Here is a 15,233-nt window from a genome sequence, read left to right as displayed (position 1 = left end):
TTTTAATAACTCACTTTTAATTTGTACCATCCTCATGATAACTAAATGATCTGTTCAAAAAGAGCCATTATTAAGACAGAGCCCTCTCTTCGGATAAAATAAGCCCGATCGGTCGGTCTCAAACGGGCTCAGCTATTGGTGCGGACAGCCAAGAAATCCATTGGCATCACAGCGGGCGTTAAAGCCGCTCGGATGGAGTTGGCAGAATTGTTAGAGCACTACGCCATGCTAAACTGTCAAATAGATGAACTGATGAAGCAAGTAGAAGAGGAACTTGGATATACCGTTGCGGTGAAACCGCAGTTCCGGAAAAACGGAAACCGTCTGTCCGGAACTGGGAAACCGCCATTAATATGGATATAAGTGTTCCTGTGCGGCGAAGCCGCAGTTCCGGTGTGGCGTGAGTCGCCTGTTTGGAACTACTGGGCCACCACCATTTAGTTATTCACTAAGTATTTTATCTAAACCGTATACCTCACGCATTGAAATGTCCCTGGACGGATCAATGCTTTCGATATTGATTTTATATGCATCATGAACGATACGATCCAGTATGGCATCCGCCAGGGGACCATCGTTACCACCGAGCTGCTCATACCAGCCGTCTGCTCTGTATTGGGAACAGAAGATAGTAGAGGATTTCTTCCTACGGCGATGTAGTAATTCGAAAATGTCTTTGCGTTCATTTTCATTTGGTTTTAGCAGCAACCATTCATCAATAATGAGCAGTAATGGGTTAGCATATTTCGCCATGACCTTTTTGTAGGTGCCTTCATTCCTTGCCATTTCAAGGTCTATTAGAAGGTCAGGGAGTCTTACGTACTTTGCAGTATAATACTGCTTGCAGGCTTCCATACCAAAGGCACAGGCCATATATGTTTTCCCGCTACCTGTGGCTCCGGTAATGAAAATGTTACGATATTCCGTGATATATTCACAGGTTGCAAGCCTTGTGATAAGTTGCTTGTTTAACTTACGTCCAGATGTATAATCAATGTCCATGACACTAGCATCCGGCTGGTCAAAATCAGCATTCCTGATCAGTCTTTTTAAACGGTTATTTTTTCGGCTGCTGTATTCAATGTCTACCAGCATACCGAAGCGATCCTCAAAAGGTACTTCTTTCATTTTGGCATCAGTCAGCTGGTTGCGGAATGAATTTGACATGGCAGTCAGGCGCATTTCAATTAATTTATCAATCGTACTTTGGTTTGTCATAGATGTTTACCTCCCGTAATAGCCGGCACCTCTTGTAATGCCGTAGTTATTGTGTGTGGTTTCCGATTTATCCGGTTCACTTTGTGACTTGTCCTGCCCAGTTGTTAGTATGTTTTTGATACTCTTATAACTGGGGGTGGCTGTATAGGAAAGTGCCTTATTGCAGGCGGCTTCCAGACGCTCGATTGAATATTTGTCAGCCAGCTTTAAAAGCCCCATACAGCTTTTGTAAGTCTGCTGTTCCACACGTTTGGAGGTAAGTATTGCATCTACCACCTGATACGTATTGCTTCCAATTCGCTCAGCCCATTTGCGGAAACGATCGCCGTTCCATTCCAGATATTTCTGGTGGTCTTCCGGCATGTGTTCTACTATGGTGCTGTAACGTCCTTTGCGCCCGTAAAGACGGCGATGGGAGGCTATGCGGTTATGATTATAGAAAACTTCAATTGTTTTATCTGTTATCCTAACGTCAACCTTACGTTTTATGTATTCGTAAGGGGCTGAGTATAGCATTCCGTCAACGGATATGTGATAATTGAACTGAACGGTGACTTCTTTCCATTCGGCCAGTTCATAAGGGGTAGCAGGTAATGGCGCCAGTAATGGCAGTTCTTCGTCGAGGAAGAGACTTAACCGGCTGCCCTCTTTCTTTTGGAAAAGTCGGGCATTGAAGGCCTCCAGTTTCTCCCGAATGGCGCGATTTAATTCCGCCAGTGAAAAGAACTGTTCATTTCTTAATGCAGCGGTAATCCATGTGGATATATTCCCTACAGAACCCTCTACATTTGGTTTATCTTTTTTATCTTCAATTATTGATAAGAAAGATTATCTTCAAATCCATATTATCATCAAAATCGGCGGGAGCGCAGTACACAAGCCAATCTATAGAATACAATTGAAGATAATATTCAGTGCAGTTATCCTTTTAGTGACCTGACAGAAGTCAGAAGGAGGATAACGTATGACAAAGCTTGAAAGCACTATCAAAATTGTTTTAGACCAATTGAGACCTAAGCTTGCCAGTGAAACCTGGGAATCCAGACGCCGCTACTTTAACCAGATGCTGCAGTGTGCTGAATCACTTGGCATAACGGAGCCGTGCGCCGAATTGTATGATGCGTTTATTGCAGATGACAATGGTTCGCCGGAACGCCGATCACTGCACATACGCTGTGTAAAGCTGGTTGACGAATTAGCGTGTACTCACGCCAAGGATGAACATGGCATCCTGTTCAACGAGCCGCCCATGCCGTGCGAAGCTGAGGTTCAGGAATTTTTTAATGGCCGGAAGTTTCCAATTGCCGCAGGTGTTCGTATTGATTACCTCATTGTCAAGGCTGAAATAGAGATTAATTACTTGCATCTCACAGTTTCTACAATGGGACAATACAAGCATTCCTGGATGGATATACGGCGCTATTTTTACGATGCCGGCATCTCAGAGTATGATGAGGCATTGATGCAAAGCTTTATCCAGAGAATGAACAGTTTGCGCAGCAATGGCTTCATGAAAGAATGGAAGTGGAAAATCAACCGTAAAGCCGCATATGTTTTGATGGAAATCGCAGACACGGGACATTTTCAATGGGGGCTAATCAAGCGTGACACAGATTGCGGCAACTTGGAAATTGAATCCATTCGCTCACAGTATCTTAAATCGCTGGAACAGAGAAACCTCAGCAAGGCTACCATTGGACTGCATGATTATGTGTTCCGAAAAATGACGGAGTTTACAGAGATAGACGCACTGAAGGATTTAAAATCTCTCGCACCTGAAACAATCCAGCTTGCAGTCACAAAATTTGCGGATATCTGCAATAGGCGGAGTATGGCCACAATAATACCAATCCTGCGGTCACTGCTGGAGTTTCTTTATGCTATTGGTCTGCTGAGAACGAATTTATCCGGCATTGTAATGGGCGTTTTTGTTCAGAAAGGTTCAGTTGCCGCTTACCTATCGGAAAAGGATCAGGCAAACTTGATGTCACAACTGGAAAAGGAGCCCAAGCGTACAAAAGCGATAATCCTTCTTGCCATGAAACTGGGATTGCGCGATTGTGACATCTGCAGCCTCACTTTTCAGGAGATTGACTGGCGGAAAGACAGAATCAGGCTGAATCAGAAAAAAACCGGTGTTCCTCTTGCACTGCCATTACTGCCGGATATCGGCAATGCGCTGATGGATTACATCCTAAACGAACGGCCCAAACGCACTGATCACTATCCGTATATATTCTTACGGAAACAAGCACCGTACAACAAGCTATCTTCTGTTTACTCTATTTGTTCAAAGCTTCTTGAACGACAGAAGGTTAAACCAGTAAATGGTACCGCTAAAGGCACACACCTTTTCCGATATTCCATGGTACACCGGCTGCTGGCTGCAAAGGTGCCCCATCAAGTCATAACAGATGTCCTCGGCCATGTTTCAAAGGAATCGGACAAGCCGTACATCTCTATGGAAGAATCCATGCTCAGGATGTGTGCACTGGATCTGTCCGTCATCGGAAGAGTTTCCTGGAGAGGAGGCACTTCAGATGACTGATTATGTATTTAAGAGCCTGATTGGCACCTGCATTAAGGATTTTATTGATCAAAAGCGAGCGCTGGGCTATCCCTACCGGTCTTCGGCACGGATTCTTCATCACCTTGATATGCTTGCATACGAGAAATTCCCAGGCGAGAGCATGCTTACAAAGGAAATGTGTACCGCATGGCTCCGCTTAAAACCCGGAGAGCATCCGAACGGTCTTTTGCGAAGGGTTACTCCGGTAAGACAGCTTGGTAAGTATATGAAGGGGCTCGGGTATGATGCTTACGTGATTCCGGGGCACATCCCGGATAGGCAGATTAAATATGAGGCACATATTTATACGGATGCCGAGTTGAAAGCTTTTTTCAAGGCTATCGACCATTGCCCGCCTTCGCCGTTTTCACCGACCCGAAGATATGTTATCCCTGTCATTTTTCGTATGCTGTACTGCTGCGGGTTGCGTTCCTCGGAAGCGCGAATGTTAAAAACAGAAGATATTGACCTTGATACGGGCAAGATAACTGTCCGGGAGTCTAAGGGCTGGAAAGCCAGAATCGTGTATATGAGCGATGATCTACGTGATGTATGCAGGGAGTATGATTCCATCATGGAATCCATATTCCCAGGCAGACAAGTGTTTTTCCCAAACAAGGACGGGAATTACTTTAACAAGTCAATGCTTAACTATTGGTTCCATGAGTTTTGGGATAAGCTTCCAGAATCCGGTGCTGTTGCCGGAAACCCCGTAAGAGTCCACGATTTTCGCCACGGGTATGCCGTGCACAGACTGAACCAATGGGTCAGAGAAGGACAGGATATTAATGCGCTTTATCCTTACCTCAGCGAATATATGGGGCATTCCCGCTATGCTGACACGGATTATTATCTGTCCCTTATGGAAGACTTTTACCCTGAAATGGAATGGCGGCTTTCTTCTGTAAATGATGACATCTTGCCGGAGGTGCATCATGAAGAAGAATGAAATGATTTTCTACCGGTTGCTCCGTGACTTTCTAAACGATTATCTCATAACGAGGAGAAATTTCAGCGGCAAAACGGTCAGATCCTATCGGCAGACATTAAATCTTCTGCGTAATTATTGTTATGAGGAAAAAAGCATCAGCTTTGACCGGATGGATTTTTCATGTTTTTCAAGGAGCGGCATTTATGACTTCCTTCTATGGCTTAAGGATACTCGCGGAAACTCTACGAATACACTTAACTTGAGGCTGTCAGCTATTAAATCCTTCTTGAAATACTGCAGTGAGGAGAATATGGAGCTGACATCTGTATATCTTGAAGTTGCCGGCATTCACGCATTCAAGGGTGTGAAAAAACCGCATGCTGAGTATTTGACACAAGAACAGCTGAAACTTTTATTCTCATTGCCCGACATGACAGCAAGGCTTGGCAGGCGTGACCGTTTTTTCATGATCTTAGCTTATGAAACAGGCGCACGAATGCAGGAAATGCTTGATTCACGGTTAAACTGTATTATCCGCAGTAATACCAGTGTACGGCTCAGAATTCACGGCAAAGGGAATAAAGTAAGATATGTTCCCCTTCTTGGAGCAGCGGTTAAGCATTTGGATGCCTATCTTGCGGAATTCCATAAAGACAGCCCCTCGAATGCCTTCCTATTCTATACCATCCATGATGGGCTGAAAACACAGATGAAACCCGGAACAGCCGATTACTTTCTGAAGAAATATGGAAGACTCGCACATAAAACTGATGCCGCTTTTCCTGAAGCTCTCCATGCGCATATGTTCCGGCACAGCATAGCAATGACCATGTACAAGAAGGGGATTCCACTTTCTTACATCAGAGATTTCCTCGGCCACAGCAGCATTGAAACGACGACTATCTATTCCTATTCTGATGAAGAAACCATCACTAAGGTTCTGGAGTCTGTCGATCATGAGGGAACCATTGGTACATCAGCTGCAAGGTCGAAAAATTGGAAAGGCAAGGAACAGTATCTGCTTGACTATTGTGGACTAACCTGATTTATTATCTTCAATATGCGGCCGAACTGCCGTTTATTTTAGGGTGGTTCCCGCCGATTTTGATGATAATATAGATTTGAAAATAATCTTTGGGCTTTCTAACCCTGGCGGGAATGATGGCAGTACCATAGTGTTCCGCCATCTCGTAGTAAACGGCATTTAACTGCTGATTGTACCAGCCACCTTTATGTATCACGGCAGTCTTGCAGTTGTCGGATACAAGGATTTTGGCAACGCCGCCAAAGTATTCATACATGTTAATATGGGCAGTTATCCAGGCTTGCTGTTTTTCATTTACGAAAGCCTCAACATAAGCATACTGGCTATAGGTCATAACCCCGACAAACAGATGGGCATCAATGATTTCACCAGTATCAGGATCGATGATGTGTGCAGGGTCGCCTGCCCAATCTACCTCAACCTGTTCACCTGGTTTACGTCCAATATGCATGGTTGCACGGCGTTTCTGCTCATCCTGCTGGATGTAATAGCAGAATTGGGAATACATGAGTGGTTCCTCACCGTTAAGGCGGCAATCCTCCATGTATTCTGTCCATAAGAGCTTTTTGCTGACTCCGTTTTTGAGTAGCTCTTTATGGATATAGTTTAGGTCAGGCATACGTTTTTTGACGTTTTCCTGCTTGGTCTTAGGGAACAGGATTCCCCCTAATACAGCATCAGTCTGATTGTCATCTAATGGCCAAGTAATATTTAACTCCTTTGCTCTATTGATGACTCGGTTGACCGTTTTCTTAGAGACACTGCTGCTGTAAGCAATGTTCTGCTGACTGAATCCCAAACTATGAAGCCTAAGGATTTCTCGGTATTTGGTCACTTAAATGACCTCCTTCAAATGTATTTACATCATTTCTGATGCATAAATACATTATAAAGGAATTTCATTTAGCGGTTTCCGCTACCGGAATAACGGTTTCCTTGCAGCCGGAATGACGGTTTCCTATAATCGGACAGGTGGTGTAATATCGCCCGGAATACTCAGAACTCACTTTGGTTCCGGGGGCTCAGGCGATGCTCACCATGCCCTGTGTGGGATTAAAGACCGTTGCCGGATTATATGCCGAAATCGGGGATCTCACCGGCTATGCTCATCCCCAACAAATTATTCGCCACGCAGGGCTCAGTCTCAAGGAAAATAGTTCCGGTCAGCATAAGGGCGAAACGACGATCACCAAGCGTGGGCGTTCCCGGTTACGTGCAATCTTAAACATTATTGAGCATTGAAGCTTACCTACTTACATAGTAAGTGGAATATAGGGAGGGCAAATTTACAAATGGGTTTTTATTGGGTTGGTTTATTTTTTGGTTGTTAATTGGAACCTCAGTGCTTTTATTTATATGGGGACTATGGAAAAGATCTTGGAAAATATTACTAGGTAGTGGGATCACCTTAATTCTACCATCACTATATTTCTTGGGTGCAGAAAATTGGTTAAAAATACTTGTATTGTTACCTTTATTAGTTTTTATACTTGCCGCCTATTACATAAGAAACGCCATGCCCAAAAGAAATTAAAGGATTAAAAGAGCAATATACCCTACTGCAAACCCTGTACCGTTTTTAAGGCTTCAAATTAACATATTGTTTTGTTATTGGATTTCTTTGAAACTAATCAAACCATCTTCATCTACCTGACAATAAGCCAGTGGTAGTATTTCTATTCGCTTATCCTTTTTACTAACATTTACCGTGCTTGGCATGTGGAATATATATTGAATATCCCCGTTTTTAAAATTTGGACTTGCAACAACATATGGTGACGCATGGCAATGGGCGGTGAATGAATTGCCGCCTTCGGCGGCAATTCCAAATTACAAGAAAAGCAGGAATTTGGCGGTAAAAGTAGAAAAGCCATCCCTTGTAAAAGTAAGCAAGGCGATGAGTGCGCGAAATTGCAAATTTGCTCGGTATTAACCCGCCGGAATTAGGTGCTCTCATAAGTGTTAAGCAAGAAAACGCCAAGTCTCGTGGTATTGATTTTAGTTGGCAAGTCAATTTAAAAAAATGTATTCTGCCGCTTTCACCGGAGGATTTAACCCAAATAACCGGCAATTTGCTGGATAACGCTTTTGACGCAGCAACATCCGGCCGCTATCCGAAGGTGGACATGGTAATTACCAGTAACAAAATGGGATTGTAAATAAGAGTGTCCAATACCGGTGCTTTTGTTCCTAAAGATATACGGGATCATATATTCGACGCTGGCTATACCACAAAAGATGTAAGCAGCCACAGCGGCCTGGGGTTGTTTATAATTAAACAAATTGTAGGCCGCTACAACGGTCAATTAAATCTAACAGAGCCTGAAAATTATCCGGGTGTACAATTTGTGTTATATATTCCCTGGAATAACTAAGGCTTATTCAATGAAAGTTTATAGTTTTTATTTCCATTGAACAGTTCTAAATAATGGAGCTGTTTTTTTATGCACAAAAATTGACGGTTAAAGCAAGGATCTTAACGAGTTATGCAGCATTTCCCACGTGTTGCACACCAGGTATTGGAAATGGATAGGGAAAATGGTACGATGATGTCAAGAAAGGTCTTGGTTATAAGATAGTATTCATTTACTTCTCGGGGAGGTGATTCCAATGGGTTTTATTAGATGAAATGGTTTGTTAGGCAAACCACGGAGTCCGCAATAACTTCACAAAAGTTAGCCTACTACAAACCACTAAAACGGGCTGTTATTGAAGAAGGGTATTTGGCCTATATATCAATAAAAGACATCAAATATTCTCATGGTATGGATGAATTTTTATAATAATTTGACGAAAGAAAGCACACCAATCTAAATTAAATTAAATGACTGACAGTAAGCTCTATTTAACCACTTTTTTAGTTGTTTTAAATTGCCAGATATTTATTCTTAAACAAATTAAGGAGGAGTTTTTATATGAAAAGAGTAAAGCTAATACTGTTATGTATTATAGCTCTTGTGAGCCAATTGCAAAATTAAAATTCTCAGCCTGGAAGCAAAAGGATAATACTAGGGTAAATGCAATTAATTTACAAAAATACGCAAATATAACTTAATGGAATTTGCTGGTATAAATATTGATTAAAAAAGGACAGAAGTATCCTAGGAAAGTAAAATGCATAAAAGAAAATATAAATTCGGATATTATGCTACATTCGGTAACGCTTTATCTTTAAGCTGAACAATGGTTCAAGCAAGAAACGTTATCAAACAAATCATAATATCGGTAAACGCTTTATCTATACCCCTTTTAATTAACCGGTCCATGTAGAGATGGCCCTTTAACACGGAAAATAATCTTTCAATTGAAGTGCGATGCTTATAAATCTCATGCCAGGTGCGGCTTCCACGGTGGGGGCTACAGAACATTCGCGGGTTTTCATTAATAGATACCCTTTTGACATACCCATAAGAACTAGTGCACCCGCACTCACCTTGGCAATCTACTGGTTGACCGAAAATCCTGGGGTAGCAAAACTTGTTGGTTAAATTTTTCTTCTCAGTGCCCCGATAAACCATAGCATTTTTACCCGGACATAAAGGAGTACCATAATCAGTATGTTCCTTATATGTGCCCTTCTTCCCGCGGTGATTCAATTTAACTATTGCCTGGCCACGCAACTTTAAAGCTTGTGAATATATGTATTCAGCGTCATAACCGGCATCCATAAGGTAATAACTAGGCGCAAAACCAAACGCTTTATTGTGGAAATAATAGCCTTCATTCATTAAAGTTTCAGCAAACTCAAAATCAGAGTAGTTAGCTGGAGCAATCCTGGCGGCTACAGGTATCGGGCCGTGATTAGTATTAACAGTTGCCAAGTGGAGTTTATATCCATAAAAAATATCCATTTCCCCGCTGGAAGCAGTACGGTGCCCAAAAGCAGCACCGGTTTTTCCATCCTTGCGAGGGCGTTCTTTAGCTGTAATATCTGTACTATCAATAGCAATTTCTCCGGTGGAGGTTGTCATTGATAAGACCTGACTTAAAAGGCTATTACACAAATCACCAAGATCCCTCTGAGGTTAGCCCTTTTTCGAAACGGGAGAACACGCTTTCAGAGGGTGTAGGTTTCATGATATCGAAGCCACACCAATACGCTAACAGCGGTGAATAAGCCAAGCATTTAACTAATGCTTTTGTAGTGGTTAGCCCCATCAGCTTTTTAAGTACCAGAGCGCGAAATAATGCTTGCCTGTCGTACCCCTTGCGGCCTGGACCGCTATAACAGGCATAAAATTTATCTAATTCTTCCCATTTAATTTGGGTAATAACTTTATAAATTTTATCTTGCTCATTAAAATTTTCTATGAAAACTTCAAAGGGAAAAAGTACTCCTTCAAGAATATACATATTAGGGTTTCACCTCGCTTGCGTTTTTTGTAGGGGTACAAAGAACATTTCTGCAAGCTAACAGGTGAAACCTTTTAATTTTACTAGAATTTATGAGATATTTAAGATTTAATATTTTGGGTATGGTGCTTTTTACGTGTGTTAAAAGCCTCGTAGTTTATGGGGTGTAGATTATGCAATTGGCTCTCTTGTATCATGTTTATTTGTTGTGCCTGCTTTTGCAGCAAACACAACAGGTCAAGGTACGGGAGTTAGCTCACAACCACCAGGTTCATTAACTTCTGAGCCTGATATTAGCCAACCTTCTGGAGTTAAACCACCAAGCCCCTCAAATGAGACTGTAAAATTGGGCACTTATGAGGGTACTGTAAATTGGGCAAGTGGAATGTTATACAGTCATAAATGGGTTCGTACTAGTGGAACTACTATCAAACTAGATGGTTGTTTTGGTATATATAAAACTAAAGAAGATGCTATTAACAGGAAAAATCCTTTATCTAACCTCCGTGCACCAATATCGATTTGGTTGGTAGATAGCTCAGGAAAAAGCACTTCTGCAAAAACGATTTATACCAATGACGGTTGGAAAACCATTAGCTTTACAGTGACTGCAAATGAAGATTATTATGTTGCATTTGATTTTAACACCGGCTATTATGAGTCCGGGGACTTCAAAGTATATAAATAGTCTAATGTGAATACAGAGTAGGTGACAAAATGTCAGCCTACTCTGTACCATAGGGGGCGCTATGCAGGTACAAAAGAATAAACTAGATAATATTAAAACTGTATTTGTTTTTTATATTATTTTAATTTTTATAATTACGCAAATGCCAATTAATTTTATTTTTAGTCTGGACTCCAAAAAACATTTATTACAACTTAATACCATTTCATTTTTTACAGCAGACTCTTGAGCATTTTAAGTATGAACTCTCTTCTGGATATGATATTAAAGCATATGCATTACCTATCATAGCGCAAAGGATTAAGGGTTTTAGTTGCAATATTATCCTTTTTTTACCAATGGGTTTTTGCTTCCATTGTTGAATAAGAAATATTATAGTTGCAAGAAAATAATATTTATAAGTTTCATGGCGTCTGTTTGCATTGAGACATTTCAATTAATCATTATGGCCATAACTCTTACTTCTAACAGATGCTTTGATGTAGATGATATTATAGCTAATACAATCGGTGGCGTGGTGGGTTTCTGTTTTTACTCAAATAGTCTTGTTCGAAAATTTTTGAAATTTTGCGGATCTTAATACTAGTAAAAGGTCAATTAGTCCGTCCATTGGTTTTTATTATTGCCCCGGATGTCATCCATGATCAATATGTGGCAGATTTATGTGACAGAAATATCTCCATTACGAGAGGCTCTAATTAATTTTATAATTAAGAAATTAACGGTTGAAACAAGAATCCTACGAGTTGCGCAGCAATTCAAACGTATTGCACATTTTGCATCAGTAATCAGTGGAATATCTGGTAAGATAAAACAAAGGGGCGGGGGTGACAAGGATGGCGGGTATTTCAGTACATGCATTGGGATGCAGAGTAGGAATGTATGTGGCAAATAAGACGGTCAACCCAAACCGAGCGGAATTGCTGGGATACGGAGCCGAAATTATATTGGGAAGTGTTTTTAAACTGGTCGTTCTTTTTTTGATAGCTGCTTTGTTAAGAGTAGTTTATGAAGTAGCAATTTTGCTTTTTGTTATAGGTCTACTTCGCACCTTGTCGGGCGGAGCTCACTGTTCAGCATATTACCGGTGCCTTGTAACCAGTGTTTTAATCATTCTCTCACTGGGGTGTATGATTAAGGTTATGTTTCCCCTTTTTCAAGGATTACCCGGCTTAATACTGGCAGGGGTTTTAGTGATATCTTTCTGCCTTTACTGGCGCTATGCACCCCAAGCATCCCTCAACAAGCCTCTAAAAAGTAAAGCTATAAAAGATAGGTTTCGTAAGTTAACGCTTATAGCGGCATTATTTTTATCAATTGTATCCTTTATTGTCGGACCGGGCTACTTAATTAGTTGGATTATTGCTTTTGGATTGTTATGGCAAGCATTTACTTTGACCCCATTTGGTCATTTGCTTATTAAAAAGTTGGATATTTTATTTTTACCAAATTGGAAAGGGAGCGAATTAAAATGTTAAAATACATAAATAGGTTATTATTTAGTGGACTGGCTACTATATTGACAATAGTGGCTATGACCAATATGAATGCTACAAGTTTGTTTATGATGTATGAGCCAGAACCACCTAAAGAAAATTAGATGTATGATCGGTTAACCCGGAAGACCCTGATTGATTTTCCGGGTTAACCCGAATGGAGCATGTCCCCCGGCTCATTACTGCTTTCTGCCCACTCATCTTGTGAAAATACCCTTCCTGCTCTACCGTTTTATCTTTCCTTTCAAACAGTGCATCGTCAAATTTCCAAGCATCAAAGGGGCTACATTATCTCTGCCATCGCCAACACCGATCATCTAAATAGGTATATCAAAACCCTGTTTAAATAGCCCCCCTTAGCGGTACCGTCCAATTTGGTTAGGGCTATCCCGACTACTCCCACCGCTTCTTAAAAAAGTAGGACTTGCTAACCATGTGCCTTTTAAGTGGCTTGAATTACCTATTTTTTTTTAATATAAAGCTACCCCACTACAAGCTTAGTGAGTCCTGTTGGTATCAAATTGATCGAATAAGCATATAATGGTATAATGTCCAATAAAAGCTTTTTTCGATAATTAAGCATTAACTCCTTCCTCATAGTAATCTCTTAAAAAATTCCTCCGACAAACTTTTTGTATAAAGGAAACAGAGTATTACAGGGAACAATATAGCATAATCACCCGTCTATACTTAAAATTTTCAATTTGACCAATATCTGCAACTGATTAGATTAAAAAAAATTGTCATATGTAAATTCTCTAAGTATTATTTTTTGAAGCAAGTTTTAATCTGGAAATTGCAGGAGGTGTCAGGGTTATGATTCCGGTTAAAGCCATAGCAGCTGACGACGAACCGGGAGTGTTACTATTGCTCAAATCAATTCTATGTGAGTTAGATGATATTCAGCTTGTAGGGACAGCAAAAAATGCAGCCGACACCCTCAGGCTTGTTAAAGACAGGAACCCGGATCTGGCCTTATTGGACATCGAACTGCCCGACATGAAAGGCATAAAACTGGCTGAAAAAATACAGGAAATGAAACCCGATTTGTATATTATCTTTATTACCGCCCATAAAGAATACTCTCTTGAAGCTTATCGCGTTTACGCCTACGATTACATTTTAAAGCCTATTGATAAAGAACGGGTAAAAAATACAATTCACCGTATCCAAAAGACATTGGGTGCGTCGGAAAGGCTCCTTACTAAACTCGCTTCCCGCCTGCAAACCACAAAGTTGGCTATTAATTTAGGTTATGAACGAGTGTTTTTAAACCTTAATGATATTTGTTACCTGGAAAAGCATGGGCGCCAGACTATTCTTCATTGCGTTAATGGGAATCATACAGCACGGGATACCCTGCGGAATTTTGAACAGCAGTTGGGAACGGGGTTTTTTCGCTCACACAAGTCCTACATTATAAATATTGAGCAAATTGAGCGGGTGGTTAATCTCCCCGGCTCTTCTTATTATGAGGTAAAGTTTAAGAAGAGTAACGGCAAGGCTTTACTTACTCGGAATCGGGTACATGCCTTAATGAACTTGCTCGAATCATGATATTTAAGGGGAAGTAAAGATGGATTTCATGCTGCTTATTCCCTTTTTAGGCGTATCAGTTCCGGAAAGTTTAGTCTTATACTATATGGCACTAATACTGGCAGGAAAAAGAAAATCATTCGCATTTCTCATAGCACTTTCTCTGCTAACTTCCCTGTTTTCATATACCATCCGCTCATTACCGATTATTTTTGGCGTACATACTTTTCTACAAATAATATTAATGGTTATCTTTGTTCACCTCTTTTTCCGGGTGCCTTGGAGTTTAGCAATAATTATTCAGGTGCTTGCAAGTATTATCTTAGGTTTAACGGAAGGGGTGTCCGTTCCCCTTCTAGCCCGAGTTTTTTCCTATAAACTGGAGGACATTATTTCCGACCCCCTGCTGCGGATAATATTTACCTTGCCGCACCTGGCTTTGTTAGTCGGTGTAACTCATGCAACCGCCAAGCGTGGATGGCGGATCCCATTACTTGAATTAATGATGATAAAATGGCGTTCACACATGCATTTTGTTAGCCAAAGCTATCTTTTTATACTGTGCCTTATCCAAGTCTTAATGTTGGTATTACTTAATATCAGCTTTTATATTTATGCTGCTGCAGTGTACCCAAGCTTTAACCTTGCTGCCCTGGTAACAACCTGCAGTGTTGTTATTATCTCATCTGTATTTGCTACTTTGTCGTTAGCCGGATACACATTAAAGCTGGCAAAACGTGAAGCAAGGTTAGAAGCTGAATTGCTTCATATCAAAGAAATGCATAATTTGAACCTCAAAATGCAAGTTCAGCGCCACGACTTTTATAATCACCTTACAGCAGTATACGGATATCTGAATGCAAAGCGGTATAACCAAGCTGAAGAATATATTGGGACCTTATATAATAATGTGCGCCAAATTGCAAATTTACTCAGTATTAACCCGCCGGAATTAGGTGCTCTCATAAGTGTTAAGCAAGAAAACGCCAAGTCTCGTGGTATTGATTTTAGTTGGCAAGTCAATATACAAAATTGCGTTTTGCCGCTTCCACCGCAGGATTTAACCCAAATAACCGGCAATTTGCTGGATAACGCTTTTGACGCGGCAACATCCGGTCGCTATCCGAAGGTGGACCTGGTAATTACCGGTAACAAAATGGGATTGCAAATAAAAGTGTCCAATACTGGTGCTGTTGTTCCTGAAGACGTACGGGATCATATATTTGACGCCGGATATACTACCAAAGATGTAAGCAGCCACAGCGGCCTGGGGTTGTTTATAATTAAACGGATTGTGGGCCGCTACAACGGTCAATTAATTCTAACAAAGCCTGAAAATTATCCGGGTGTGCAATTTGTGATATATATCCCCTGGAATAACTAAGGCTTATTCAATG

16 protein-coding genes and 2 pseudogenes are annotated in these 15,233 nt (G+C 41.0%); 13 read left to right on the top strand and 5 right to left on the bottom strand.

The window, feature by feature from the left end:
* The first annotated feature begins 135 nt into the window (after window positions 1-135).
* Window positions 136-363 (top strand): hypothetical protein, encoded by a 228-nt coding sequence (locus tag DESGI_RS14415; RefSeq protein WP_041284913.1) that lies wholly within the window; start codon window positions 136-138, stop codon window positions 361-363.
* 78 nt (window positions 364-441) lie between these two features.
* Here the strand turns inward: DESGI_RS14415 and istB are convergent, their stop codons facing one another.
* Both istB and DESGI_RS14405 read right to left on the bottom strand, forming a co-directional pair.
* On the bottom strand, window positions 442-1,218 hold the full coding sequence (gene istB / locus DESGI_RS14410) for an IS21-like element helper ATPase IstB (protein ID WP_006520729.1): 777 nt from the start codon (window positions 1,216-1,218) through the stop codon (window positions 442-444).
* A 6-nt stretch (window positions 1,219-1,224) separates the two neighbouring features.
* Window positions 1,225-2,019: pseudogene (locus tag DESGI_RS14405) on the bottom strand (Mu transposase domain-containing protein); the annotation flags it as partial.
* A gap of 163 nt (window positions 2,020-2,182) precedes the next feature.
* Between DESGI_RS14405 and DESGI_RS14400 the strand changes: the two are divergent.
* The 3 genes from DESGI_RS14400 to DESGI_RS14390 are packed head-to-tail and all read left to right on the top strand — an operon-like array spanning window position 2,183 to window position 5,763.
* Complete coding sequence (locus DESGI_RS14400; RefSeq protein ID WP_006520731.1) at window positions 2,183-3,766, top strand: tyrosine-type recombinase/integrase; 1,584 nt, start codon at window positions 2,183-2,185, stop codon at window positions 3,764-3,766.
* Window positions 3,759-4,736, top strand: a complete 978-nt coding sequence (locus DESGI_RS14395; RefSeq protein WP_006520732.1) for a tyrosine-type recombinase/integrase — start codon at window positions 3,759-3,761, stop codon at window positions 4,734-4,736. Before DESGI_RS14400 ends, DESGI_RS14395 begins: the two co-directional genes overlap by 8 nt.
* A complete protein-coding gene (locus DESGI_RS14390; protein ID WP_006520733.1) occupies window positions 4,723-5,763 on the top strand; it encodes a tyrosine-type recombinase/integrase in 1,041 nt (346 codons plus the stop codon). The genes DESGI_RS14395 and DESGI_RS14390 overlap by 14 nt, the downstream gene beginning before the upstream one ends.
* A gap of 10 nt (window positions 5,764-5,773) precedes the next feature.
* Here the strand turns inward: DESGI_RS14390 and istA are convergent, their stop codons facing one another.
* Complete coding sequence (gene istA, locus DESGI_RS14385) at window positions 5,774-6,598, bottom strand: IS21 family transposase (RefSeq protein WP_006520734.1); 825 nt, start codon at window positions 6,596-6,598, stop codon at window positions 5,774-5,776.
* Window positions 6,599-6,792: 194 nt separating this feature from the next.
* Between istA and DESGI_RS14380 the strand changes: the two are divergent.
* The 3 genes and pseudogenes from DESGI_RS14380 to DESGI_RS14370 all read left to right on the top strand — a co-directional run.
* Window positions 6,793-6,987, top strand: a pseudogene (locus DESGI_RS14380) (IS110 family transposase); the annotation flags it as partial.
* A gap of 677 nt (window positions 6,988-7,664) precedes the next feature.
* Window positions 7,665-7,922: a hypothetical protein gene (locus DESGI_RS14375; protein ID WP_006520736.1), complete on the top strand. Its 258-nt coding sequence runs from the start codon at window positions 7,665-7,667 to the stop codon at window positions 7,920-7,922.
* Window positions 7,923-7,928: 6 nt separating this feature from the next.
* Window positions 7,929-8,138 carry an ATP-binding protein gene (locus tag DESGI_RS14370; RefSeq protein ID WP_006520737.1) on the top strand — a complete coding sequence of 70 codons (210 nt, stop codon included), beginning with the start codon at window positions 7,929-7,931 and terminating at the stop codon, window positions 8,136-8,138.
* Between the two features lie 813 nt (window positions 8,139-8,951).
* Here DESGI_RS14370 and DESGI_RS23185 read toward each other — a convergent pair.
* Both DESGI_RS23185 and DESGI_RS25740 read right to left on the bottom strand, forming a co-directional pair.
* Window positions 8,952-9,734 (bottom strand): transposase, encoded by a 783-nt coding sequence (locus DESGI_RS23185; RefSeq protein WP_006520738.1) that lies wholly within the window; start codon window positions 9,732-9,734, stop codon window positions 8,952-8,954.
* Window positions 9,735-9,768: 34 nt separating this feature from the next.
* Window positions 9,769-10,116, bottom strand: coding sequence for a transposase (locus DESGI_RS25740; RefSeq protein WP_006520739.1), 348 nt, complete (start codon window positions 10,114-10,116; stop codon window positions 9,769-9,771).
* A gap of 208 nt (window positions 10,117-10,324) precedes the next feature.
* Here DESGI_RS25740 and DESGI_RS14355 point away from each other — a divergent pair, with 208 nt between their 5' ends.
* From DESGI_RS14355 to DESGI_RS14340, 6 genes are all read left to right on the top strand, one after another.
* Window positions 10,325-10,804 carry a hypothetical protein gene (locus tag DESGI_RS14355; protein ID WP_157872790.1) on the top strand — a complete coding sequence of 160 codons (480 nt, stop codon included), beginning with the start codon at window positions 10,325-10,327 and terminating at the stop codon, window positions 10,802-10,804.
* 313 nt (window positions 10,805-11,117) lie between these two features.
* The gene (locus DESGI_RS26465) at window positions 11,118-11,384 is read left to right on the top strand and encodes a VanZ family protein (protein WP_083939864.1); all 267 of its coding nucleotides are present in this window, start codon (window positions 11,118-11,120) and stop codon (window positions 11,382-11,384) included.
* A gap of 256 nt (window positions 11,385-11,640) precedes the next feature.
* Window positions 11,641-12,282 (top strand): accessory gene regulator ArgB-like protein, encoded by a 642-nt coding sequence (locus tag DESGI_RS14350; RefSeq protein ID WP_006520741.1) that lies wholly within the window; start codon window positions 11,641-11,643, stop codon window positions 12,280-12,282.
* Window positions 12,276-12,404, top strand: a complete 129-nt coding sequence (locus DESGI_RS26170) for a cyclic lactone autoinducer peptide (protein ID WP_006520742.1) — start codon at window positions 12,276-12,278, stop codon at window positions 12,402-12,404. The genes DESGI_RS14350 and DESGI_RS26170 overlap by 7 nt, the downstream gene beginning before the upstream one ends.
* 712 nt (window positions 12,405-13,116) lie before the next feature.
* Window positions 13,117-13,857 (top strand): LytR/AlgR family response regulator transcription factor, encoded by a 741-nt coding sequence (locus tag DESGI_RS14345; protein ID WP_006520743.1) that lies wholly within the window; start codon window positions 13,117-13,119, stop codon window positions 13,855-13,857.
* A gap of 19 nt (window positions 13,858-13,876) precedes the next feature.
* On the top strand, window positions 13,877-15,220 hold the full coding sequence (locus DESGI_RS14340; RefSeq protein ID WP_006520744.1) for a sensor histidine kinase: 1,344 nt from the start codon (window positions 13,877-13,879) through the stop codon (window positions 15,218-15,220).
* The last annotated feature ends 13 nt before the right edge of the window (window positions 15,221-15,233 follow it).

The sequence above is a fragment of the Desulfoscipio gibsoniae DSM 7213 genome (genome assembly GCF_000233715.2).
GTDB lineage: Bacteria > Bacillota > Desulfotomaculia > Desulfotomaculales > Desulfallaceae > Sporotomaculum > Sporotomaculum gibsoniae.
The sequence above is the reverse complement of the archived record's forward strand: the minus strand, read 5'-3'. Positions and strand labels throughout refer to the sequence as shown.